This window comes from Pseudomonas sp. GW821-FHT01C01, assembly GCF_059422645.1.
This window is the reverse complement of the sequence record NZ_JBWKXF010000015.1, coordinates 18,838-40,668: the sequence shown is the minus strand read 5'-3', so window position 1 is coordinate 40,668 and position 21,831 is coordinate 18,838. Positions and strand designations below refer to the sequence as shown.

Sequence of the window (21,831 nt, the reverse complement as noted above, 5' to 3'; positions counted from 1 at the left end):
ATCCTTTGCATTAGAAAACGGGTACGGGTTGCTCCCGTAACGCCGTCAGCAAGGCCGCGGCACTGGCACCGCGACAATCCACAACTGTTTTGGCCCCGGCGGCACGCGCCTGCTCGGCAACCCTGGGGCTTGGTACAAACAACGGCAACCGCGCCAACTGCGGCCAGGCATCGCCGGCCAATTGATGCAGGTGCTCAAAACCTTGTCCACTGCTGACCACCAGCCCGTTCAGGCGTTCCGCCTGGATCCGTTCCAGCAACGCTGTCGGCGGGTAACTCGGCAATGCCCGACGGTACAGCTCCAGATACTCGACACTAGCACCAAGCTCACGCAAACGCTCCGCCAGCAACTCGCGCCCACCTTCCCCACGCAGGATCAGCACTCGCGGATCGGGTTGCGCGATAGCCTCGCGCAGTCGGGAAAGTTCGAGCAAGGCTTCACTGTCATCACCTTCTGCCGGGAAGCTCACGTCCAACCCGTGATCCCCGAGGATCTGTGCAGTCGCCGCACCGACGCTGAACCACTTCACACCGGGCGACGTTGGCCAATACCGGTCGAGCAGCTCGACGCCGATCCGGGCGGCCGGCTTGCTGACCACGATAACGGCGCAGAACTGATCCAGCGCCAGAATCACCTGGCGCATTGTGTCAGTGGTGGCAATGGGGACGATGTCCAAAAGCGGCAGACTGTTACTGAATATCCCCTGCTCGGCCAAAAGACTGCTCAGCGCCGCCGACTCATCGGCGGGACGCGTCAGCAGCAAGCGCCAGCCGATCACTCGTGACCAGCCTCGCCATAGACCGCTTTGAGAATGTCGTCGGCGCCCTGGCTGAGAAGGTCTTCGGCCACTCGCACACCCAGCGCCTCGGCATCGCCGCGAGGTGCGCGGGCTTGCGCGCTGAGCAGCCGGCCACCGCCTGGATCGCCCACCAGCCCGCGCAACCAGACCTGATCACCTTCCAGCACGGCGTAGCAGGCAATCGGCACCTGGCAGCCACCATTGAGGTGCTTGTTGAGGGCACGTTCGGCGGTCACGCGGGTGGCAGTGTCCTGGTGATGCAGAGGCGCCAGCAACGCATGGATTTCACTGTCGGCGCTGCGGCATTCGATACCCACCGCGCCTTGACCACCGGCCGGAAGGCTGTCGTCGACACTAATAGCCGAAGTGATGCGATCTTCAAAGCCCAGGCGAATCAGGCCGGCCGCGGCGAGGATGATGGCGTCGTATTCACCGGCATCGAGCTTGGCCAGGCGGGTGTTGACGTTGCCGCGCAGAAAGCGGATTTCCAGGTCCGGGCGACGGGTCAGCAGTTGAGCCTGGCGACGCAGGCTGGAGGTGCCGACGATACTGCCTTGGGGCAGCTCGTCCAGGCTGGCGTAGGTATTGGAAACAAAGGCATCGCGCGGGTCTTCCCGCTCGCAAATGCAGAACAGGCCGAGGCCTTCGGGAAAGTCCATCGGCACGTCTTTCATGGAGTGCACGGCGATGTCGGCTTCATTTTCCAACAGCGCGGTTTCGAGCTCCTTGACGAACAGACCCTTGCCGCCGATTTTCGACAGCGGTGAGTCAAGCAGCTTGTCACCACGGCTGACCATGGGAACGAGGGTCACCAGCAGGCCCGGATGAGCCGCTTCAAGGCGGGCTTTGACGTATTCGGCCTGCCACAGGGCGAGAGCGCTTTTGCGGGTGGCGATGCGGATCTGGCGAGAGGACATGGATCAATCCGTACTGAATAGATACGGCGGATAATAACAGCTCAGCCAAATCCACTTTGACTTGTATCAGATACTGTCCGGCCTCCCTGGCCCCGGATGTCCGGCAATCGGGTGTGAAATTCGCCTGCGGACAGCTGTTTAGAGCTGTTGCATCATCCTGCGCACGCCGGCCACATGGCGCCGGCTGACGATCAGCGCATCACCGTTGAGGCCTTTGAGGAACAGCTGAAAATGCCCCAGGGGTGTGCGTTGCAATCGCTCGATACGCTCGCGGGCAACCAGTGCGTTGCGATGGATACGCACGAAACGGTCACCGAATTCGTCCTCAAGGGCCTTGAGCGGCTCATCGAGCAACACTTCGCCGGTTTCATGGCGCAAGGTCACGTACTTGTGGTCGGCAATGAAGTACACCACCTGATCCAGCGGAATCAGCTCGATCCCTTTACGGGTTCGGGCGCTGATATGGCTGCGCGGGCCGCTGCCGCTTTCGGCAGCAGGGCGGGTCAGGGCTGCAAGCTGGGCACGATTGGGGCGCTCGGCTCTCTTTAATGCGTCATGTAATTGTTCAGTTCTCACAGGTTTCACCAGATAGCCTACAGCGCTGGCCTGTAAGGCTTCCACGGCAAATTCATCGGGCCCGGCGCAGAACACTACGGCGGGTGGGGTTTCGCGTTCGCACAACCGCGCAGCCACTTGCAGGCCATCGAGACCCGGCATGCGGATATCAAGCAGCACGATATCCGGCTTGTGGCTGTCGATCAGTGCCAACGCCTCTTCGCCATTCGTGGCACTAGGCTCCAGGACACTGTATCCCTCGAGTTCGCCAACCATTCGGCTCAGGCGCTCGCGGGCCAAGGGTTCGTCATCAACGATCAGGACATTCATATTGCGCTGGATTCCTGCGTGAGTCTCGCACAAGGATAGCGTAGACAGGTGAAGTGACGTCCGTCACCGCGATCCACGCTAAGACTAGCGCGAGCGTCAAAAAGTGCCGCTGGTCCGGCGGCTAAATTTTCATCTGCCGGGCGATTGGCGGCCCAGGCCCGCATTGGCGACACATCGCCACAGGGTTTGCTGATACGCAATATGAACACCCTCTCTTCTTAATAGTCAGCGGCTGCACCGAGAAGTGCGCTGACCCTACTGTCCAACTGTAGACGGTTGCCGGGACGATATAGATCAATTGGAAAATATCGTTCAGCAAAAATGTGCGGGCCTTACCCGGGCCTGGGCTCGCCCCCCGGGAAAAAAACGTGTCGACCAGTGTCAGCGACAGGATTGGCAACCCTGTTATTATCCGCGCCAGCATTCCACGCCTTTTTACTTCAAGCCGATACGAGCGAATTCATGAGCACTGACAAGACCAATCAGTCCTGGGGCGGCCGCTTCAGTGAACCCGTCGACGCCTTCGTTGCCCGCTTCACCGCCTCCGTCACTTTCGACCAGCGCCTGTATCGCCACGACATCATGGGCTCGATCGCCCACGCCACCATGCTGGCCAAGGTCGGCGTGCTGACCGATGCCGAGCGCGACAGCATCATCGATGGCCTGAAGACCATCCAGGGTGAAATCGAGGCCGGCCAGTTCGACTGGCGCATCGACCTCGAAGACGTCCACATGAACATCGAGGCGCGACTGACCGACCGCATCGGCGTGACCGGTAAAAAACTGCACACCGGCCGCAGCCGTAACGATCAGGTCGCCACCGACATCCGTCTGTGGCTGCGTGACGAAATCGACCTGATCCTGGCTGAAATCACCCGCCTGCAAAAAGGCCTGCTGGAACAGGCCGAGCGCGAAGCCGCCAGCATCATGCCGGGTTTCACCCACCTGCAGACTGCACAGCCAGTGACTTTCGGGCACCACATGCTGGCCTGGTTCGAGATGCTCAGCCGTGACTACGAGCGCCTGGTCGACTGCCGCAAGCGCACCAACCGCATGCCGCTGGGCAGCGCGGCGCTGGCCGGCACCACCTACCCGATCGATCGTGAATTCACCGCCCAACTGCTGGGTTTCGACGCGGTTGGCGGCAATTCGCTGGATAACGTCTCCGATCGCGATTTCGCCATCGAATTCTGCTCGGCCGCCAGTATCGCGATGATGCACCTGTCGCGCTTCTCCGAAGAGCTGGTGCTGTGGACCAGCGCGCAATTCCAGTTCATCGATCTGCCGGACCGTTTTTGCACCGGCAGCTCGATCATGCCGCAAAAGAAAAACCCGGACGTGCCAGAGCTGGTACGCGGCAAGACCGGCCGTGTGTTCGGCGCGCTAATGGGCCTGCTGACCCTGATGAAAGGCCAGCCCCTGGCCTACAACAAGGACAACCAGGAAGACAAGGAACCGCTGTTCGACGCCGCCGACACCCTGCGCGACTCGCTACGGGCCTTTGCCGACATGGTTCCGGCGATCAAGCCCAAGCACGCGATGATGCGTGAAGCGGCCCTGCGCGGCTTCTCCACCGCCACCGACCTGGCCGACTACCTGGTGCGTCGCGGCCTGCCATTCCGTGATTGCCACGAAATCGTTGGTCATGCCGTGAAATACGGCGTGGATAGCGGCAAGGACCTGGCGGAAATGAGCCTGGAAGAACTGCGCAAGTTCAGCGACCAGATCGATCAGGACGTGTTCGCCGTGCTGACCCTTGAAGGCTCGGTCAATGCCCGTAACCATATCGGCGGCACCGCGCCGGCGCAGGTGAAGGCTGCAGTGGCTCGCGGCCAGGCATTGCTCGCCAGCCGCTAAATCGTCAAAAGCTTCGCGAGCAAGCCCGCTCCCACAAAGGTATGTGTCAGACACTGGTTTCGTGTGTCACGCCGATCAATGTGGGAGCGGGCTTGCTCGCGAAGGCGATCGACAGAACGCCGCAAAAATCTACTTCTTGGCCGCAATCATCGCCATGAATGCTGGCATCGCCGCCTCCTTGTCCGCCGCGATCCGCTTCACATTCGGATTCTGCTCCAGACGCTCCAGCAACGCCTTGGCCTTCGGCATTTCAGCCAACAAATCAATGTCGAACAACTTGTGCGCCACACCACACGCCAGCGGCACGCTGTACTGGAAGTACAGATCGGCAATGCTCAAGCTTTCTCCAGCCACATAAGGGCCGAATTTGCCGTGCCTGGCCAGGGAGGCAAACCCCAGTAGCAACTCAGCCTTGCTCTTTTCCTTAATCGCCTCCGGCACCGTCATGCCAAAAAATGCCTCCGGGAAGCAGGCACGCGCCGGCAGTTCGATGTACAGCTCGATTTCCTTGGCCAACGCCAGCACCTGCGCGCGCTCAAACGGCTCATTCGGCAGCAGCGGCTTGCCCTTTTGGGCTTGTTCGATGTATTCGAGAATCACACTGGTTTCGTTGATGTAGCCCTGCTCGACGCCCAGCACCGGGACCTTGCCCCGCGGGCTGATCGCCAATGACTCCGGGGTCTGGGTCGGGACGAACATGACCTCCTCGAACGGCAGGCCTTTTTCCAGCAACGCCAGTTTGACCATGTTGTAGTAGTTGCTGACACAGAATCCATAAAGTTTAAACATCACAAAGCCTCCAGGCCGTGCGGGGTGGGCGGTGCATGTTTATAGAACGCTGCCGGGATTCTTGCCAGCAGCATCACGCGGTTGAATGCGGTTAAACTGGCCACCTTTCCCTGAGGAGCCTGCCATGAGCGAGCTGAACGATATCGACAACGACGAAGAAGAGTTCGCCGAAAGTACCCTGATCCAGGCCATCGAAAACCAGATCGAAAGCGACAACCCGCCAGCGGCCAAGGCGACGTTCAACAAGCTGACCCTGGTGGGTTACGAGCGGGAAGAAATCCTCAACCTGATGGCTCACGTTTTGGCGGTAGAAATCGACGCGATCCTCGAAGAAGACCGCGCATTCAATACCGAATGGTACGAAGCTGCGCTGCGCGCATTGCCTGAGTTACCGCCGGAAAAGCAGTAACCCCGCGACTCCCCCTCTGTAGGAGCGAGCTTGCTCGCGAAGGTCGTCAACGATGGCGCGTAAAACCAGCTGCCCCGTGGCGCTCTCAGGTTTTTCGCGAGCAAGCTCGCTCCTACAGAGGCAAAAAACCCTGTCACGAGCACTGGACATGCCGGACAAGCGGGTTCACCTTAGGGACGCTGTCGTCCAATTCCTAGAAAGTCTGGAGTCCTTATGTCGCTTACCCCTGAGTTGGTTGCCGAACTGGAAGTCCTTGCCCTCTTCAACCTGGACAGTTCCCAGGAAGGTTTGAAAATTCATCAGACCGCTGCCCCGAAAGCCATTGCCGCCGCCAAACGCCTGTACGAAAAAGACCTGATCGACCAGCCAGATGGCGGTTACCTGACCAGCCTGGGTCGTGACGCGGCGCAAAATGTGCAAACCGTGCTCACCATTCTGAAAGCCGAAGAAACAGCCTGAATTCCCCCGCATCGCCCACGGAAAACCTGCTGAAGGATTTCCGCGGGCGCACTTCGGTGCCCGTTGTCGCCAAGCGATAGAAATCTGACGCCAGAAACACAAAATCAGCTTAAAAGTCCCGTGTCCGAGACGCTAAACTGCCCCTCACCTGAGACTCCCACGTCCGAGCCCTGCGAGCCGGTTTGAGCTGACATGACGCGCACCCATGAAATCCGCCCTGATCTGGACGAGGGAATCGACCGCAAGGTTCTCAGCCAGCTGCGCGCACGCTTTCTGAAACTCAACGAAGGACGCATGGCTCGCGCCATGGAAGGGTTGTCGACCCGCCAGCAAGGGGTCCTGACCTTGCTGCCGCTGTTTTTCCACGTTAATCACCCGCTGTTGCCTGGCTACGTTTCCGGCAGTACGCCGGCCGGGTTGTCGAATTTCGAACCGGATGCCAATGTCCTCGCTGAAGCCCAGCGCCTGACCCGATCGTTTTCCTACAAACCGCGCCACGGCAGCAACCCGCCCCGACCGATTCACGGACTGTTCCTGATGGGCAGCCTCGGCACCCTGGCGCAGGCCGACCAGAGCGACATGGATGTGTGGGTCTGCCATGGACCGGACCTGACCGAGAACGAACTCGCCGAGCTGCGCAAAAAATGCCAGTTGCTGGAAGCCTGGGCCGCAAGCCAGGGCGCCGAGGCGCATTTTTTCCTGATCGACCCGACCCGTTTCGTCCGTGGCGAGCGCGATACCCAACTGAGCTCGGAAGATTGCGGCACCACCCAGCACTACCTGTTGCTGGACGAGTTTTACCGCACCGCGATATGGCTCGCCGGGCGGACACCGATCTGGTGGCTGGTGCCGGTCTACGAAGAGTCGAGCTACGACCGCTACACCCATACCTTGATCTCCAAACGCTTCATCCGTGCCGATGAAACCCTCGACCTCGGTAACCTGGCCTACATCCCGCCCGGCGAATTTATTGGCGCCGGACTCTGGCAGTTGTTCAAGGGCATCGAGTCGCCCTACAAATCTGTACTCAAGCTGCTACTGACCGAGGTTTACGCCAGTGAACACCCCAGGGTCCATTGCCTGAGCCTGCGCTTCAAGCAAGCGGTGTTCGCCAACCGGCTCGACCTCGACGAACTGGACCCGTACGTCGTGGTGTACCGGCGCATCGAGGAATACCTGATTGCCCGCAACGAACCGGAACGGCTGGAACTGGTGCGTCGCGCGTTGTACCTGAAGGTCAATCGCAAACTCACCGGCAACAGCCGCACCCAGAGCTGGCAGCGCTCGTTGCTCGAACGCCTGGCCCATGAATGGCATTGGGACCGGCGCCAACTGGCCCTGCTCGACAGCCGCAGCCAGTGGAAAGTCCGCCAGGTCAGTTCCGAGCGGCGGGCCCTGGTCAACGAGCTGAACTACAGCTACCGCTTCCTCACCCAGTTTGCCCGTCACGAACAAACCGTCAGCCGCATCAACAAGCGCGACCTGAGTGTCCTCGGCCGTCGGCTGTATGCCGCTTTCGAGCGCAAGTCCGGCAAAGTCGAGTTCATCAACCCCGGTATAGCCCCGGACCTGGCTGAAGACACTCTGACGCTAGTGCACGCGCCGAACAAGAAAGAACCAAGGCAAGGCCAGTGGGGCTTGTACAACGGCAGCCTGACGGCGCTGGAGTGGGAACATTTCGCGCCGATCAAACGCAGCCGCCACTTGCTTGAACTGCTGACCTGGTGCCACCGCAATGGCGTGATCGACAGCAGTACCCGCCTGGCCTTGCACCCCGGCAGCAGCGACTTGAGCGAATTCGAACTGTTCAACCTGCTCGGCAGCCTGCAACAGACCATCGCCCTGCCCTTGCCCACCGTCGCCGAGGAACCTCTGCTGCGCGCCAGCGTGCCGAATGAAGTGCTGATTCTGGTGAATGTCGGCATCGATCCGCTCAAGCACCATCGCGACCTGAACATCCTCATGACCACCGAACGCACCGACTCCCTGAGCTACGCCGGCGTCCGGGAAAACCTGGTGCTGACGCTGGACCAGGTCACGCTCAACAGCTGGAACGAAGTGCTGGTCGGTCGCTACGACGGCCCCCATGCCCTCCTCGACTGCATCCGCGACTACCTCAACAACCTGCCGGCCGGACCGCAACAGCCGAAGCTGAGGGTGCGCTGTTTCTGCCATAACCGCGCGCAGTTCATCGCCCAACGGGTGGAAGATATCCTCGATACCGCGCAGAACCTGCTGCTGAGCCGGCTCAATCACCGCTACCTGATCCAGGTCCAGCAGCACTACCACGTACTGGATCTGGTGCCGGGACAGGTCCAGCACATCGCGCTGGCTACCCTGCCGGCGCTGATCGATTACCTGGGCGAGGAAATGGCGAGCTACAGCCCGTTGCACCTGGACCCGAAGGCACTGGAAGACCACGACCTCGCGCTATTCCTGCCGATGGGTCAGCCGGACTGCATTCAAGTGTTCTATCGGGTCAACGAAGATCAGGCTGATCTGTACGTGCTCGATGAGTTCAATGCCCTGTGGCAGCAACGCCTGCCGTGGCACGACGAGCAAAGCCTGCTGGTGCCACTGCAGCGCTTCCTGCAATCGATCCAGTACCGTCGCGATGCCTTGTTGCCGATGGACGCTGCCCACCCATTGAACCTCGACACCCTGTATTGCCAGTTGCTGCCGTCAGGCCCTGGTCGGGCGCGCCGCATCGAAGCCCGGCCGGTGCCGCAGACGCCGGTGAACAAACCGTTTTACGACGTGCAGGCGATCGTCGGCAAAGCCGCACCGGGTCAGGTGCAGGTGACGTTGTATTGCAATCAACGGGAGTTTTCCGAACTGGAGCATGGCGACCAACTGTTCAGCGTGGTCGCCCGGGAAATCGTCGGGCAGCGCCGGGAAACCGAACGCTACCGCTGCTACATCACTGACCTCGACCTGTCAGGCCTGCTCGGCGAAGGACAGAGTTCCACCCATCTGTACCTGCGCTACAAAGCTGACCTGGAGCACGCATTGAACGAGGCGCTCGATCAGGTCTGAGGGGATGTCACTCCGGGAACGCGCCACCATTGGCCGGCTGCGATTCGACTTCCAGCAGCGTCAACTTCAGGGTCTTGCCGCCCGGAGCCGGCCAATCGATATGCTGGCCAACCTTCAGACCGAGCAGCGCGCTGCCCACCGGCGCCAGGATCGAGACCTTGCCTTCGTCGGCATTCGCATCCTTGGGGTACACCAGGGTCAGGTGGTAGTCCTTGCCACTGCCTTCTTCGCGGCAATGCACACGGGAATTCATGGTCACGACATCGGCGGGCACTTCATCGTGGCCGACTACGGTATCGGCGCGATCCAGCTCGGTTTGCAACGCGATAACGCCAGGCAGCGTTTCGTCCAGGCTGTCGATCAGACGCTCCAGACGTTGAACGTCCAGACGGGTAAGGGTGATAGAAGGTGCGGTCATGATCAGGGCAGACTCCTTTCTTCTGCACGAAAAAAGCAAAACCCCGCCAGAAAAAGGCGGGGTTTTCACAAGCCTCGATGGGTTGAGGCGTATCTGGACACTATCACAGCTCAAAAAATATACAAGTCAGGGGCCTGTACGGTCAGTTCGATCCCCTGTGGCGAGGGAGCTTGCTCCCGTTCGGTTGCGAAGCAGCCGCAAGCTTTTAGGGCCGCTTCGCGCCCCAGCGGGAGCAAGCTCCCTCGCCACAAAAGCCTTTATCCCAAGGATTTGCGGTGGGCAGCCTCGGCGCAAATCACCCGTCGGCGCTCGTCATCGGCCGAGCGCCATTCGCGGATGTCTTCGACATGGCGGAAGCAGCCCAGGCAGACTTTTTGCTCGTCCAGCCGACACACACCGCTGCACGGCGACGGCACCGCCGGGCTGACATTGCTATAGAGCGGCTTCGGTGGGCGGACAGGCGCAGGCTGGGTCACGATCTCACAGGCCTTCGAAATCGAATTCGACACCGGCCTGTTGCTGGACGATACGCTCGAGCATTTCACCCAACTGCTCTTCGCTCTTGTCACACATCCAGCGCTCACTTTCTTCGTCATAGTCGAAGTGGAAACCCCCGGACACCGCGGCCAGCCACAGCTGACGCAGCGGCTCCTGGCGACTGAAAATCAGCGAAGTGCCGTTCTCGAACTTGACGGTCAGCACACCGGCCGAGCTTTCGAGGTCGATGTCCAGGTCGCTCTCGTCAAAGATGTCCTCCAGGGTTTGCTGGGTGGCATCGACCAGGTCGTGGAAACGCGCTTCGGACAAACTCATTACGGCAACCTCAAAAAGTGTCTGATCAGGCTCAAGCGCCGCAAGATACGACCGAGCCCCGTCGATTGCAAAGGATAACGACCAAGCGGCCGTCTGTGGGAGCGGGCTTGCTCGCGAAAGCGCTGTGTCAGTCGACATCTGCATTGACTGATACGGCGCTTTCGCGAGCAAGCCCGCTCCCACAATGGATTGCACTTATGTTACCGGCATCGGGCCAAGCCCCGCCGGACGGGCGGTCCGTTGCATAGGCAAGCTGCCGGGTGGCCGGTATACTCCGGCGCAATTAATGCATTTTCAAGGATTTCGCCATGAAGCGCCTGATCTCTTCCCTTGCTGCGCTCCTCGCGGTTGCCTGCCTTGTGTCGGCCTGCGGTCAAAAAGGCCCGCTGTACCTGCCCGATGAAGACCAGGACCCTGCCGAGCAAGCCAAGTCGTCGCAACAGCAGCCTGCCTCGAAAGCACACAAGCACGACGTCTACCAATAAGGGAACCTCATGGACGCTTTTAACTACCGTGACGGTGAACTGTTCGCGGAAGGTGTTGCCCTGTCTGCCATCGCCGAGCGCTTTGGTACACCGACCTACGTTTATTCCCGTGCACACATCGAAGCCCAATACCTGGCTTACGCCGATGCGCTGGCCGGCATGCCGCACCTGGTGTGCTTCGCGGTCAAGGCCAACTCCAACCTGGGTGTACTGAATGTCCTGGCGCGCCTGGGCGCCGGTTTCGACATCGTCTCCCGTGGCGAACTGGAACGCGTACTGGCCGCTGGCGGCAGCGCCGACAAGATCGTGTTCTCCGGCGTCGGCAAGACCCGTGACGACATGCGACGCGCCCTGGAAGTCGGCGTGCACTGCTTCAACGTCGAGTCCACCGACGAGCTGGAACGCCTGCAAGTGGTCGCCGCCGAACTGGGTGTTCGCGCGCCGATTTCGCTGCGCGTGAACCCGGACGTCGATGCTGGCACCCACCCGTACATTTCCACCGGTCTCAAAGAGAACAAGTTCGGCATCGCCATCGCCGACGCCGAAGACGTGTACGTGCGTGCCGCGCAATTGCCGAACCTGGAAGTGGTCGGCGTCGATTGCCACATCGGTTCGCAACTGACCACCCTGCCACCGTTCATCGATGCCCTCGACCGCCTGCTGGGCCTGGTCGACCGCCTCGGCGATTGCGGCATCTACCTGCGCCACATCGATCTCGGTGGCGGTCTGGGCGTGCGTTATCGCGACGAAGAGCCGCCACTGGCTGGCGACTACATCAAGGCCGTGCGCGAGCGTCTCGACGGTCGTGACCTGGCGCTGGTGTTCGAGCCGGGCCGCTTCATCGTCGCCAACGCCGGCGTGTTGTTGACCCAGGTCGAATACCTCAAGCACACCGAGCACAAAGACTTCGCCATCGTCGACGCCGCCATGAACGACCTGATCCGCCCGGCGCTGTACCAGGCCTGGATGGACGTCACTGCCGTGCGTCCGCGTCAATCCGCGGCCCGCGCCTACGACATCGTCGGCCCGATCTGCGAGACCGGCGACTTCCTGGCCAAGGATCGTCAGCTGGCCCTGGAAGAAGGCGACCTGCTGGCCGTGCATTCGGCCGGTGCCTACGGGTTTGTCATGAGTTCCAACTACAACACCCGCGGCCGTACCGCTGAAGTGTTGGTGGACGGTGATCAGGCATTTGAAGTGCGTCGCCGTGAGACGGTAGCCGAGTTGTTTGCTGGCGAAAGCCTGCTGCCGGAGTAAAACCATGCTGCTGCGTTTTACCAAGATGCACGGCCTGGGCAATGACTTCATGGTCCTCGACCTGGTCAGCCAGCACGCGCACATTCTGCCCAAGCACGCCAAACAATGGGGCGACCGGCACACCGGCGTCGGTTTCGACCAGTTACTGATCGTCGAGGCGCCGAGCAACCCGGACGTGGACTTCCGCTATCGGATCTTCAACTCCGATGGTTCCGAAGTGGAACAGTGCGGCAACGGTGCGCGCTGCTTCGCCCGTTTCGTGCTCGACAAGCGTCTGACCGCAAAACGGCTGATTCGCGTCGAAACCAAAAGTGGCATCATCGAACTCGACGTGCGCAACGACGGCCAGATCAGCGTCAACATGGGCGCCCCGCGCCTGGTGCCAGCAGATATTCCGTTCCAGGCGCCGGAGCAGGCCACGAGTTATCAGGTCGACGTCGACGGCACCCCGGTCGATCTGGCCGCCGTGTCCATGGGCAACCCCCATGCCGTGGTGCGGGTCAGCGATATCAACAATGCGCCGGTGCATGAACTGGGGCCGAAAATCGAACATCACCCGCGCTTCCCGGCACGGGTCAATGTCGGTTTTCTCCAGGTCATCGACCGGAGCCGCGCACAGTTGCGCGTCTGGGAACGTGGAGCCGGGGAAACCCAGGCTTGCGGCACCGGCGCCTGTGCCGCCGCAGTGGCCGCGATCAGCCAGGGGTGGATGGATTCGCCGCTATTGATCGACCTGCCTGGCGGGCGCTTGTCCATCGAATGGGCAGGCCCTGGCCAACCGGTGATGATGACCGGCCCGGCAGTGCGCGTATACGAAGGACAAGTGCGTCTTTGAGTGAGCGAAATCCATGACCGACAAGCCTCAAGTACCCGCACGACAAGCTGACGAATCACCGTCCGAAAGCCTGGAGGCGGCGGCTGTCGCCGCGTACCTGGAGGCTCATCCGGACTTCTTCGTCGAGCACGAAGAACTGCTCCCGTCCCTGCGTATTCCCCATCGGCGCGGCGACACCGTGTCGCTGGTCGAGCGTCAGATGACCATTCTGCGCGACCGCAACATTGAACTGCGTCATCGCCTGTCGCACTTGATGGATGTGGCCCGGGACAACGACCGGCTGTTCGACAAGACCCGTCGCCTGATCCTGGCGCTGATGGACGCCGCCAGCCTGGAAGACGTGGTGATGTGCGTCGAAGACAGCCTGCGCCAGGAGTTCCAGGTGCCCTTCGTCAGCCTCATCCTGCTCGGCGACAACGCCATGCCGGTCGGCCGTTGGGCCACTCACGCCGAAGCACAAGTAGCCATTGGCGGCTTGCTTTCGGAAGAAAAAAGCATCAGCGGCAGCCTGCGCGAGCATGAACTGGACTTCCTGTTCGGCGAAGAACAGCGCAAGCAGATCGGTTCCACCGCGGTGGTTGCCATCAGCCACCAAGGCATCCACGGCATCCTGGCCATCGCCAGCCGCGATCCGCAGCACTACAAAAGCTCGGTGGGCACCTTGTTCCTGAGCTACATCGCTGAAGTCATGGGCCGCGTGCTGCCACGGGTCAACAACTCCCTGCGCTCGGTACGCTGAACATGGAACGACAACTGGACGCTTACTGCGAACACCTGCGCAGTGAGCGGCAGGTGTCGCCGCACACGCTGTCGGCCTATCGCCGTGACCTCGATAAAGTGCTGGGCTGGTGCGTCAAACAGAATATCGGCAGCTGGGCGGCGCTGGACATCCAGCGCCTGCGCAGCCTGATTGCCCGCCTGCACGCCCAGGGTCAATCGTCCCGCAGTCTGGCGCGACTGCTGTCGGCCGTTCGCGGGCTCTATCACTACCTGAACCGCGAAGGCCTGTGCGACCACGATCCGGCCAACGGCCTGGCGCCGCCTAAAGGTGAACGCCGCCTGCCGAAAACCCTCGACACCGACCGCGCCCTGCAACTGCTCGAAGGCGGGGTTGAAGATGACTTTCTGGCGCGTCGGGACCAGGCGATTCTCGAGCTGTTCTATTCCTCCGGCCTGCGGCTGTCGGAGTTGACGGGGCTCAATCTCGATCAGCTCGACCTGGCCGACGGCATGGTCCAGGTGCTTGGTAAAGGCAGCAAGACTCGCCTGCTGCCGGTAGGCAAAAAGGCCCGCGAGGCGCTGGAACAATGGCTGCCACTGCGGGCCATGGCCAACCCGGCGGACGATGCGGTGTTTGTCAGCCAGCAAGGCCGGCGTCTCGGCCCACGAGCGATCCAGGTGCGGGTCAAGGCTGCCGGCGAGCGCGAACTGGGGCAGAACCTGCACCCGCACATGCTGCGGCACTCTTTCGCCAGCCATTTGCTGGAATCCTCCCAAGACCTGCGGGCGGTACAGGAGCTGCTCGGACACTCGGACATCAAGACCACGCAGATCTACACCCACCTGGACTTCCAGCATCTGGCAGCGGTCTACGACAGCGCCCACCCACGGGCCAAACGCATGAAAGGCGACGATTCATGAGTATTCAGTTGATCACCTTCGACCTCGACGACACCCTGTGGGACACCGCCCCGGTGATCGTCAGCGCCGAAGCCGTATTGCGTGCATGGCTGACCGAACATGCGCCCAACCTGGGTGCAGTGCCGGTGGAACATTTGTGGGCCATTCGCGAGCGCATTCTGAGCATCGAGCCGAACCTCAAGCACCGCATCAGCGCCCTGCGCCGGCGCGTGTTGTTCCAGGCCCTGGAAGAAGCCGGATATCCCCATGCCGAGGCGTCGGACCTGGCCGATCAGAGTTTCGAAGTGTTTCTGCATGCCCGGCATCAGCTCGAAATATTCCCGGAGGTGCAACCGACCCTGGAGTTGCTGGCCAACCATTACGCCCTCGGCGTCGTCACCAATGGCAACGCCGATGTGCGGCGGCTGGGGCTGGCGGACTACTTCAAATTTGCGTTGTGCGCCGAAGACATCGGCATCGCCAAACCCGATGCACGACTGTTCCGGGAGGCTTTGCAGCGCGGTGGCGCGACCGCTGAAACGGCGGTGCATATCGGCGATCATCCGGGTGATGACATTGCCGGTGCGCAGCAGGCGGGGTTGCGTGCAATCTGGTTCAACCCGGCGGGCAAGGCCTGGGAAGCGGACCGGTTGCCGGATGCGCAGATTGGCAGTCTGACCGAGTTACCGACGTTGTTGGCGCGGTGGAACACCGGTCTGAACTGACGCAACAACCTTGTAGGAGCTGGCTTGCCAGCGAAGACGGCCGCAAGGGCCATGCATGGCTCAAGGCCCCCTTCGCCGGCAAGCCGGCTCCTACAAGGGATTGCGCCGACCTTTTGATTTTTGTCTCAGGCATGAAAAAGCCCGCAGCGACGGCGGGCTTTTTCAGCAAGCGCGAAGCAGGCTCAGATAGGCCGGCTGCCGTACTTGTTGTCAGGCTTCTTGGGCGGATCGGCGACCACATTGGCCTCCACTTCCTGCACCTTGCCGCCACGCGCCAGGAACTCTTCCATGGCCTTGGCCAAGGCGTCGCGCTCCTTGTTCTTGGCTTCGACACTCGGCAGCTCATCGACCGATACCGCTGCCTTGGCCTTGCCTTTGGCGGTCGGAGCCGGCGCATCACCGCCGTCGTCTTCAGCGACGTCTTCCGCCGCTGCTTCCAGACCTTCTTCGGTTTCGTCGTCGTCGCCTACTTCGAGGTCGTCGTTTTCCAGATCATCGTCGCTCATGTTCTACCTCATGACTTGCGAAAAGCAGATTAGTTATAGCCCAGCTTTGCCCTCTGTCGAAGGCTGCCGGGAAAAAATCAACGGCCGCTGCTGACCAGCGGTTATGCCCCTTCACCGTGCACGGTGGCGAGGACTTTACGGGCACCGCCATGATCACGGTGCTCGCCCAGGTAAACGCCTTGCCAGGTCCCCAACGCCAACCGGCCTGCCGAAATCGGCAAACTGAGCTGACAGCCAAGCACGCTGGCCTTGAAGTGCGCCGGGAGGTCGTCCAGGCCTTCGTCGTTATGCTCATAGCCGTCTGTTCCTTGTGGGATCAGACGATTGAAAAATCGTTCGAAGTCGCGACGTACCGCCGGATCGGCGTTCTCGTTGATGGTCAACGACGCCGAGGTATGCTGCAGCCACAAATGCAACAGACCGACCCGACATGCCTTGAGTTCAGGCAGGCCGGCGAGTAACTCGTCCGTTACCAGATGAAAGCCCCGGGGCCTCGCCCGCAAGGTAATCAGAGTCTGTTGCCACATACAGTTCTCCGCACGTTCGGGGCGCATTCTAGCGCGCTCTGGGAAAAAACAAAGGCCCTAATATTCCTTCAATCCTGTAAGCCTTCGACCGCACAAAATCACCCGGAGCAAACATCGCAAAACCTGTAGGAAAAAACCTTTTAGCTCACCCTTCAATGACAAATTCCAGACAAAAAAATGCCCGGCAAGCCGGGCAAGTTTTTTATGCGCGTGCTTACAAGTTGTAGCCGCGTTCGTTGTGAAGCGCCAGATCGATGCCGACCGCTTCTTCTTCTTCGTTGATGCGCAGACCCATGACCGCATCCAGCACCTTGAGGATGATGAACGTGGCAATTGCGGTGTAGATCACCGTGAAACCCACGCCCTTGCACTGAATCCACACTTGCGCGGCGATGTCGGTCACGGTGCCGAAGCCACCCAGGGACGGAGCAGCGAACACACCGGTCAGGATTGCGCCGAGGATACCGCCGATACCGTGCACGCCGAAGGCGTCCAGGGAGTCGTCATAACCGAGCTTGCGTTTCAGGGTGGTCGCGCAGAAGAAGCACACCACGCCAGCCGCCAGACCGATTACCAGTGCGCCCATCGGGCCGACGGTACCGGCAGCTGGGGTGATTGCCACCAGGCCGGCAACCACGCCCGAAGCGATACCCAGTGCGCTAGGTTTGCCGTGAGTGACCCACTCGGCAAACATCCAGCCCAGCGCAGCAGCAGCGGTAGCGATTTGCGTCACCAGCATCGCCATACCGGCGGTGCCGTTGGCTGCAGCGGCGGAACCGGCGTTGAAACCGAACCAGCCGACCCACAGCATCGCCGCGCCCATCAGGGTGTAACCGAGATTGTGCGGCGCCATTGGCGTGGTCGGGAAGCCTTTGCGCTTGCCCAGCACCAGGCAGGCAACCAGGCCGGCCACACCGGCGTTGATGTGCACCACGGTGCCGCCGGCGAAGTCCAGCACGCCCCAGTCCCACAGCAGGCCGCCATTGCCGGACCAGACCATGTGCGCAATCGGCGCATAAACCAGGGTGAACCACACGCCCATGAAGACCAGCATCGCGGAGAACTTCATCCGCTCGGCAAAGGCGCCGACAATCAACGCCGGGGTGATGATCGCGAAGGTCATCTGGAAGGTGACGAACACCGCCTCAGGGAACAGCGCCGCAGGCCCGGTCAGGCTGGCTGGCGTGATGCCGGCGAGGAATGCTTTACCCATGCCGCCGACGAACGAGTTGAAGTTGACGACGCCCTGCTCCATGCCAGTGGTGTCGAACGCGATGCTGTAGCCATAAATGACCCACAGGACGCTGATCAAACCGGTAATGGCGAAGCACTGCATCATCACGGAAAGAATGTTTTTCGACCGAACCATGCCGCCGTAGAACAGCGCGAGGCCGGGAATGGTCATGAACAGCACCAAGGCTGTCGAGGTCATCATCCAGGCGGTATCGCCGGAGTTGAGGACTGGGGCCGCCACTTCGTCTGCCGCCATGGCCAGGCCGGGCATTACGAGGGACAACAGGGCTCCTAGCCCTGCGAATTTACGCAGAGTCATTTTGTTTTCTCCTGGGGCGTTGGGTTTGTGGCGGCTTAGATAGCGTCGGTATCGGTTTCGCCGGTACGGATGCGAATCGCCTGTTCCAGATTGACCACGAAGATCTTGCCGTCACCGATCTTGCCGGTGTTGGCAGCCTTGGTGATGGCCTCGATTACCCGGTCCAGATCCTTGTCGTCGATGGCGACGTCGATCTTCACCTTGGGCAGGAAATCGACCACATATTCCGCGCCGCGATACAGCTCGGTGTGACCCTTCTGCCGACCAAAGCCTTTGACTTCAGTGACGGTAATGCCCTGCACGCCGATCTCGGACAGCGACTCGCGTACGTCGTCCAGCTTGAACGGCTTGATGATGGCAGTGACTAGCTTCATGAAAACTCTCTCCCGAATTGGTGGACTTGCCCCAGGAAAACAAACCCGTCTCAAGTCTAAGCGCAGTGCCTGGCTTTGTAACGCATCGTCGGCCTTACCTGCCCGTCCGACGCCAGCTAACCGCTCCTTGCGAAGCACTCCCCGTGTTTCGCTTGGCGCACTGCATTCGTCACAGCGACTGCATCAGTGCATGGGTCACGAGGGACTAAGCAGAAAGCTTGCCATCTCCACAAAACTGACTGTTTTCAAGCCTTTGCCAGCGCAGAGTGGAAACTTCGCTACAACACTCGGCACGTTACGCACAACAACGGTGCGACGCCTTCTGTCCCCATGCGCGAAAAGCGTGCACCCCTTGCCCGCGGAAATGACTATAGACACTGCGTGATACACTGCCCGCCATAGTTTCCAGGACATTGCCCATGCTCGCGCCAAAAGACTTCCTCGACGCCCTGACCAGCACCGCCTCCCGCCTCTTCAGCGGCGACACGCCGCTGCCGAAAGCTGAAATCGAAAGCCAGTTCAAAATGTTGCTGCAGAGCGGCTTCAGCAAACTGGATCTGGTGAGTCGGGAAGAGTTCGATAGCCAGATGGTTGTATTGGCGCGCACGCGGGCGCGGCTGGAGGCTCTTGAAACGAAGGTCGCGGAGCTGGAAGCGAAGCTGAATCCGCCGACCGAATAACGCCACACATCCCCGTGGCGAGGGAGCTTGCTCCCGCTGGACGGCGTAGCCGTCCCTCTTTTTGGGGCTGCTGCGCAGCCCGGCGGGAGCAAGCTCCCTCGCCACAGAGACGATGCTCGCCCATTGACGTACGCAACATCCTGCCAAAAATTCCCATCGGTATCGCCACGCCAGATCCCATCCTCACAACTATCCTTCAGAAACCGCAGGATGCGGCCCCCGTACAACTCAAGGAACGACCATGTCCCTCTCCATCGTCCACAGCCGCGCCCAGGTCGGCGTGGAGGCGCCTGCCGTTACAGTTGAAGTTCACCTAGCCAATGGTTTGCCTTCGCTGACCATGGTCGGGTTACCGGAAGCGGCGGTGAAGGAAAGCAAGGACCGGGTGCGTAGCGCGATCATCAATTCGGGGCTGCAATTTCCGGCGCGGCGGATCACGCTGAATCTGGCGCCGGCCGACTTGCCGAAGGATGGCGGGCGGTTCGATCTGGCGATTGCCCTGGGGATTCTCTCGGCCAGCGTGCAAGTGCCGACGCTGACACTGGATGACGTGGAGTGTCTGGGGGAGCTGGCGCTTTCCGGCGCCGTGCGGCCGGTCCGCGGGGTGCTGCCAGCAGCATTGGCGGCGCGCAAGGCCGGACGCTGGTTGATGGTGCCGCAGGCGAATGCCGAGGAGGCTTGCCTGGCGTCAGGGTTGAAGGTCATTGCCGTGGACCATCTGCTGCAGGCAGTGGCGCATTTCAACGGGCATACACCGATCGAGCCTTATGCTTCCGATGGACTGCTCTGCGCCAGCAAACCTTATCCCGATATGAATGAAGTGCAAGGACAGTTGGCGGCCAAGCGTGCGCTGCTGATTGCGGCTGCTGGAGCTCACAACCTGCTACTCAGTGGTCCCCCGGGGACCGGAAAAACGTTGCTGGCGAGTCGTTTGCCAGGGCTGCTGCCGCCGCTGACCGAGAGCGAGGCGCTGGAAGTGGCGGCGATTCAATCGGTCACCAGTTGTGTGCCCTTGCGTCACTGGCCACAGCGCCCCTTTCGCCAGCCCCATCACTCCGCCTCTGGCCCCGCTTTAGTGGGTGGCGGCTCGAAACCGCAGCCGGGTGAAATTACCCTCGCCCACCACGGCGTCTTGTTTCTTGATGAGCTTCCCGAGTTTGAACGCAGAGTATTGGAAGTCCTGAGGGAGCCGATGGAATCCGGGCATATCGTAATCTCGCGGGCGAAAGATCGCGTGCGCTTTCCGGCGCGTTTTCAATTGGTGGCGGCGATGAATCCGTGTCCCTGTGGATATCTTGGCGAGCCAAGCGGGCGCTGCTCCTGCACGCCGGACATGGTGCAGCGTTATCGCAACAAACTCTCGGGACCGTTGCTCGATCGCATCGACCTGCACCTGACTGTCGCCCGGGAAGCCACGGCGTTGAATCCCAATGTGAAGCCAGGAGAGGACAGCGCCAGTGCTGCGGTGCTTGTCGCTGAGGCTCGTGAGCGCCAGCAGAAGCGTCAGGGTTGTGCCAATGCCTTTCTGGATTTGCCGGGGTTGCGTCGCTACTGCAAGTTATCCACAGCCGATGAGCACTGGCTGGAATCCGCCTGTGAACGACTGACCCTGTCACTGCGTTCGGCGCATCGGTTGCTCAAGGTGGCACGGACGCTGGCGGATCTGGAACAGGTTGATGCGATCAGCCGCGAGCATCTGGCGGAAGCGTTGCAATATCGGCCGGCCACGCAGTAAGTGTCGAAACCGAGTCGCTCCATTCGCGAGCAAGCCCGCTCCCACAGGTTCGGCGTCGTTTATCCTGTGGGAGCGGGCTTGCTCGCGAAGACTAACTCAGCCGCACCTCAACGAAAGCGGTCAACCTCGGAACGCAAGACCGCCGCCAGCCTCTCCGGCGGCTTCATCGTTTCAGCTCAAGTGCACGACATCCGGCAATTCCATGGAACGGGCTTCGTTTTGCAGGAAGTCACTGAGCCGGCGCATGCGTTCGCCGCCGGGCCGGGTTTTCGGCCAGACCAGGTAATATTTCTCACCACTGGCGACGGCCGTGGGCCACGGCAAACTGAGGCGCCCCTGGGCCACATCTTCCGCCACCATCAGCAGATCGCCCATGGACACGCCATAGCCTCGCGCAGCGGCGATCATGCCCAGCTCCAGGGTGTCGAACACCTGCCCGCCCTTGAGCGACACCTGTTCGGCCAGGCCCATGCGCTCCAGCCAGTTACGCCAGTCGCGTCGGTCCGGCGTCGGGTGCAACAACTCGGTGTTGGCCAGGCGCGTGACGTCCCAGGGCTGATCGCCCCGCAGGTTGGGCGCGCCCACCGGGATCAATTCCTCGGGGAACAGGTAACTCGCCTCCCAGTCCGGAGGGAAATGGCCGTTACTCAACAGCACCGCGCAGTCGAACGGCTCGTCGTTGAAATCCACGGAATCGACGTCCATCCACGCACTGGTCAGTTGTACTTCGTTACCCGGTTGCAGATGACGGAAGCGACTGAGGCGCGCCAGCAACCAGCGCATGGTCAGGGTCGAAGGGGCTTTCATGCGCAAGATGTCGTCTTCGGCACGCAAGGTATTGCAGGCGCGCTCCAGCGCGGTGAAGCCTTCACGAATGCCCGGCAACAATAACCGGGCCGACTCGGTCAGTTGCAGGTTGCGGCCACTGCGATGAAACAAGCGGCAGGCAAAATGTTCTTCGAGTGTACGAATATGGCGGCTGACCGCACTTTGGGTAATCGACAGCTCTTCGGCCGCGCGGGTAAACGAGCTGTGCCGCGCCGCCGCTTCGAATGCGCGCAGGGCATACAAGGGAGGAAGACGACGGGACATAAGGAAAGCTCCTGGTGCGGGGTTCGTCCACCCTAGCAGAAACTCTCCAGCATGAGTTTGA

Annotated in this window: 24 protein-coding genes; 12 read left to right on the top strand and 12 right to left on the bottom strand. The window is 61.0% G+C overall.

All coding sequences use genetic code 11. The features are described 5' to 3' along the window. Positions 1-10: 10 nt before the first annotated feature. From AC07XF_RS12365 to AC07XF_RS12355, 3 genes are all read right to left on the bottom strand, one after another. Entirely contained in the window at positions 11-778 is a 768-nt protein-coding gene (locus AC07XF_RS12365; protein WP_495026697.1) for a uroporphyrinogen-III synthase, read from the bottom strand. Beyond that, positions 775-1,716: a hydroxymethylbilane synthase gene (gene hemC, locus AC07XF_RS12360; protein ID WP_495026696.1), complete on the bottom strand. Its 942-nt coding sequence runs from the start codon at positions 1,714-1,716 to the stop codon at positions 775-777. Before hemC ends, AC07XF_RS12365 begins: the two co-directional genes overlap by 4 nt. Before the next feature lie 138 nt (positions 1,717-1,854). Further along, entirely contained in the window at positions 1,855-2,601 is a 747-nt protein-coding gene (locus tag AC07XF_RS12355; RefSeq protein ID WP_007992241.1) for a LytR/AlgR family response regulator transcription factor, read from the bottom strand. Between the two features lie 462 nt (positions 2,602-3,063). Here AC07XF_RS12355 and argH point away from each other — a divergent pair, with 462 nt between their 5' ends. Continuing rightward, positions 3,064-4,458: an argininosuccinate lyase gene (gene argH / locus AC07XF_RS12350; protein ID WP_495026695.1), complete on the top strand. Its 1,395-nt coding sequence runs from the start codon at positions 3,064-3,066 to the stop codon at positions 4,456-4,458. Between the two features lie 129 nt (positions 4,459-4,587). Here argH and AC07XF_RS12345 read toward each other — a convergent pair whose 3' ends face one another. Continuing rightward, a complete protein-coding gene (locus AC07XF_RS12345) occupies positions 4,588-5,247 on the bottom strand; it encodes a glutathione S-transferase family protein (RefSeq protein WP_495026694.1) in 660 nt (219 codons plus the stop codon). A gap of 124 nt (positions 5,248-5,371) precedes the next feature. On the opposite strand from AC07XF_RS12345, the gene AC07XF_RS12340 reads away from it, so the two are divergent. The 3 genes from AC07XF_RS12340 (at position 5,372) to AC07XF_RS12330 (ending at position 9,151) form a co-directional block, all read left to right on the top strand. Continuing rightward, the gene (locus tag AC07XF_RS12340) at positions 5,372-5,656 is read left to right on the top strand and encodes a hypothetical protein (RefSeq protein WP_007992234.1); all 285 of its coding nucleotides are present in this window, start codon (positions 5,372-5,374) and stop codon (positions 5,654-5,656) included. Positions 5,657-5,869: 213 nt separating this feature from the next. Continuing rightward, positions 5,870-6,115, top strand: coding sequence for a TIGR02647 family protein (locus AC07XF_RS12335; protein ID WP_007992232.1), 246 nt, complete (start codon positions 5,870-5,872; stop codon positions 6,113-6,115). A 192-nt stretch (positions 6,116-6,307) separates the two neighbouring features. Beyond that, positions 6,308-9,151: a class I adenylate cyclase gene (locus AC07XF_RS12330; protein WP_495026693.1), complete on the top strand. Its 2,844-nt coding sequence runs from the start codon at positions 6,308-6,310 to the stop codon at positions 9,149-9,151. A gap of 7 nt (positions 9,152-9,158) precedes the next feature. Here AC07XF_RS12330 and rnk read toward each other — a convergent pair whose 3' ends face one another. From rnk to cyaY, 3 genes are all read right to left on the bottom strand, one after another. Next, on the bottom strand, positions 9,159-9,569 hold the full coding sequence (gene rnk, locus AC07XF_RS12325) for a nucleoside diphosphate kinase regulator (protein WP_007992229.1): 411 nt from the start codon (positions 9,567-9,569) through the stop codon (positions 9,159-9,161). Positions 9,570-9,826: 257 nt separating this feature from the next. Next, on the bottom strand, positions 9,827-10,045 hold the full coding sequence (locus AC07XF_RS12320) for a DUF1289 domain-containing protein (RefSeq protein ID WP_495026692.1): 219 nt from the start codon (positions 10,043-10,045) through the stop codon (positions 9,827-9,829). A 4-nt stretch (positions 10,046-10,049) separates the two neighbouring features. Further along, positions 10,050-10,382, bottom strand: a complete 333-nt coding sequence (cyaY, locus tag AC07XF_RS12315) for an iron donor protein CyaY (RefSeq protein ID WP_495026691.1) — start codon at positions 10,380-10,382, stop codon at positions 10,050-10,052. Between the two features lie 308 nt (positions 10,383-10,690). Here cyaY and lptM point away from each other — a divergent pair, with 308 nt between their 5' ends. Genes lptM through AC07XF_RS12285 form a run of 6 tightly spaced genes read left to right on the top strand, consistent with a single transcriptional unit; the run spans position 10,691 to position 15,304 of the window. Beyond that, the gene (lptM, locus tag AC07XF_RS12310; RefSeq protein WP_007992225.1) at positions 10,691-10,867 is read left to right on the top strand and encodes an LPS translocon maturation chaperone LptM; all 177 of its coding nucleotides are present in this window, start codon (positions 10,691-10,693) and stop codon (positions 10,865-10,867) included. Positions 10,868-10,876: 9 nt separating this feature from the next. Then, positions 10,877-12,124, top strand: coding sequence for a diaminopimelate decarboxylase (lysA, locus tag AC07XF_RS12305; protein WP_116262304.1), 1,248 nt, complete (start codon positions 10,877-10,879; stop codon positions 12,122-12,124). 4 nt (positions 12,125-12,128) lie between these two features. Continuing rightward, positions 12,129-12,959, top strand: a complete 831-nt coding sequence (dapF, locus tag AC07XF_RS12300) for a diaminopimelate epimerase (protein WP_495026690.1) — start codon at positions 12,129-12,131, stop codon at positions 12,957-12,959. A gap of 13 nt (positions 12,960-12,972) precedes the next feature. Further along, the gene (locus tag AC07XF_RS12295; RefSeq protein ID WP_429370613.1) at positions 12,973-13,698 is read left to right on the top strand and encodes a DUF484 family protein; all 726 of its coding nucleotides are present in this window, start codon (positions 12,973-12,975) and stop codon (positions 13,696-13,698) included. 2 nt (positions 13,699-13,700) lie between these two features. Beyond that, entirely contained in the window at positions 13,701-14,600 is a 900-nt protein-coding gene (xerC, locus tag AC07XF_RS12290; protein ID WP_008015515.1) for a tyrosine recombinase XerC, read from the top strand. Further along, positions 14,597-15,304 carry an HAD family hydrolase gene (locus AC07XF_RS12285; protein ID WP_495026689.1) on the top strand — a complete coding sequence of 236 codons (708 nt, stop codon included), beginning with the start codon at positions 14,597-14,599 and terminating at the stop codon, positions 15,302-15,304. The genes xerC and AC07XF_RS12285 overlap by 4 nt, the downstream gene beginning before the upstream one ends. Before the next feature lie 182 nt (positions 15,305-15,486). Here AC07XF_RS12285 and sutA read toward each other — a convergent pair whose 3' ends face one another. The 4 genes from sutA to glnK form a co-directional block, all read right to left on the bottom strand. Then, on the bottom strand, positions 15,487-15,810 hold the full coding sequence (gene sutA, locus AC07XF_RS12280; RefSeq protein WP_150772975.1) for a dormancy-specific transcriptional regulator SutA: 324 nt from the start codon (positions 15,808-15,810) through the stop codon (positions 15,487-15,489). Between the two features lie 101 nt (positions 15,811-15,911). Next, positions 15,912-16,337: a secondary thiamine-phosphate synthase enzyme YjbQ gene (locus AC07XF_RS12275; protein WP_007989493.1), complete on the bottom strand. Its 426-nt coding sequence runs from the start codon at positions 16,335-16,337 to the stop codon at positions 15,912-15,914. Positions 16,338-16,551: 214 nt separating this feature from the next. Continuing rightward, positions 16,552-17,889 (bottom strand): ammonium transporter, encoded by a 1,338-nt coding sequence (locus AC07XF_RS12270; protein WP_116262310.1) that lies wholly within the window; start codon positions 17,887-17,889, stop codon positions 16,552-16,554. A gap of 35 nt (positions 17,890-17,924) precedes the next feature. Beyond that, on the bottom strand, positions 17,925-18,263 hold the full coding sequence (gene glnK, locus AC07XF_RS12265; RefSeq protein ID WP_002555808.1) for a P-II family nitrogen regulator: 339 nt from the start codon (positions 18,261-18,263) through the stop codon (positions 17,925-17,927). Positions 18,264-18,682: 419 nt separating this feature from the next. On the opposite strand from glnK, the gene AC07XF_RS12260 reads away from it, so the two are divergent. After that, positions 18,683-18,943: an accessory factor UbiK family protein gene (locus tag AC07XF_RS12260; RefSeq protein WP_495026688.1), complete on the top strand. Its 261-nt coding sequence runs from the start codon at positions 18,683-18,685 to the stop codon at positions 18,941-18,943. A 241-nt stretch (positions 18,944-19,184) separates the two neighbouring features. After that, positions 19,185-20,678: a YifB family Mg chelatase-like AAA ATPase gene (locus AC07XF_RS12255; RefSeq protein WP_495026687.1), complete on the top strand. Its 1,494-nt coding sequence runs from the start codon at positions 19,185-19,187 to the stop codon at positions 20,676-20,678. A gap of 171 nt (positions 20,679-20,849) precedes the next feature. Here the strand turns inward: AC07XF_RS12255 and AC07XF_RS12250 are convergent, their stop codons facing one another. After that, complete coding sequence (locus AC07XF_RS12250) at positions 20,850-21,770, bottom strand: LysR substrate-binding domain-containing protein (protein WP_495026686.1); 921 nt, start codon at positions 21,768-21,770, stop codon at positions 20,850-20,852. Between the last annotated feature and the right edge of the window lie 61 nt (positions 21,771-21,831).

What these genes read in the sequence shown, in the direction of transcription:
- dapF (WP_495026690.1), top strand. Translation starts at nt 12,129, where the DNA reads ATGCTGCTGCGTTTTACCAAGATGCACGGCCTGGGCAATGACTTCATG.
- sutA (WP_150772975.1), bottom strand. Translation starts at nt 15,810, where the DNA reads ATGAGCGACGATGATCTGGAAAACGACGACCTCGAAGTAGGCGACGAC.
- AC07XF_RS12260 (WP_495026688.1), top strand. Translation starts at nt 18,683, where the DNA reads ATGCTCGCGCCAAAAGACTTCCTCGACGCCCTGACCAGCACCGCCTCC.
- AC07XF_RS12250 (WP_495026686.1), bottom strand. Translation starts at nt 21,770, where the DNA reads ATGTCCCGTCGTCTTCCTCCCTTGTATGCCCTGCGCGCATTCGAAGCG.
- hemC (WP_495026696.1), bottom strand. Translation starts at nt 1,716, where the DNA reads ATGTCCTCTCGCCAGATCCGCATCGCCACCCGCAAAAGCGCTCTCGCC.
- AC07XF_RS12345 (WP_495026694.1), bottom strand. Translation starts at nt 5,247, where the DNA reads ATGTTTAAACTTTATGGATTCTGTGTCAGCAACTACTACAACATGGTC.
- glnK (WP_002555808.1), bottom strand. Translation starts at nt 18,263, where the DNA reads ATGAAGCTAGTCACTGCCATCATCAAGCCGTTCAAGCTGGACGACGTA.
- AC07XF_RS12355 (WP_007992241.1), bottom strand. Translation starts at nt 2,601, where the DNA reads ATGAATGTCCTGATCGTTGATGACGAACCCTTGGCCCGCGAGCGCCTG.
- AC07XF_RS12270 (WP_116262310.1), bottom strand. Translation starts at nt 17,889, where the DNA reads ATGACTCTGCGTAAATTCGCAGGGCTAGGAGCCCTGTTGTCCCTCGTA.
- lptM (WP_007992225.1), top strand. Translation starts at nt 10,691, where the DNA reads ATGAAGCGCCTGATCTCTTCCCTTGCTGCGCTCCTCGCGGTTGCCTGC.
- cyaY (WP_495026691.1), bottom strand. Translation starts at nt 10,382, where the DNA reads ATGAGTTTGTCCGAAGCGCGTTTCCACGACCTGGTCGATGCCACCCAG.
- lysA (WP_116262304.1), top strand. Translation starts at nt 10,877, where the DNA reads ATGGACGCTTTTAACTACCGTGACGGTGAACTGTTCGCGGAAGGTGTT.
- xerC (WP_008015515.1), top strand. Translation starts at nt 13,701, where the DNA reads ATGGAACGACAACTGGACGCTTACTGCGAACACCTGCGCAGTGAGCGG.
- AC07XF_RS12285 (WP_495026689.1), top strand. Translation starts at nt 14,597, where the DNA reads ATGAGTATTCAGTTGATCACCTTCGACCTCGACGACACCCTGTGGGAC.
- AC07XF_RS12335 (WP_007992232.1), top strand. Translation starts at nt 5,870, where the DNA reads ATGTCGCTTACCCCTGAGTTGGTTGCCGAACTGGAAGTCCTTGCCCTC.
- AC07XF_RS12295 (WP_429370613.1), top strand. Translation starts at nt 12,973, where the DNA reads ATGACCGACAAGCCTCAAGTACCCGCACGACAAGCTGACGAATCACCG.
- AC07XF_RS12275 (WP_007989493.1), bottom strand. Translation starts at nt 16,337, where the DNA reads ATGTGGCAACAGACTCTGATTACCTTGCGGGCGAGGCCCCGGGGCTTT.
- AC07XF_RS12330 (WP_495026693.1), top strand. Translation starts at nt 6,308, where the DNA reads ATGACGCGCACCCATGAAATCCGCCCTGATCTGGACGAGGGAATCGAC.
- AC07XF_RS12340 (WP_007992234.1), top strand. Translation starts at nt 5,372, where the DNA reads ATGAGCGAGCTGAACGATATCGACAACGACGAAGAAGAGTTCGCCGAA.
- rnk (WP_007992229.1), bottom strand. Translation starts at nt 9,569, where the DNA reads ATGACCGCACCTTCTATCACCCTTACCCGTCTGGACGTTCAACGTCTG.
- argH (WP_495026695.1), top strand. Translation starts at nt 3,064, where the DNA reads ATGAGCACTGACAAGACCAATCAGTCCTGGGGCGGCCGCTTCAGTGAA.
- AC07XF_RS12255 (WP_495026687.1), top strand. Translation starts at nt 19,185, where the DNA reads ATGTCCCTCTCCATCGTCCACAGCCGCGCCCAGGTCGGCGTGGAGGCG.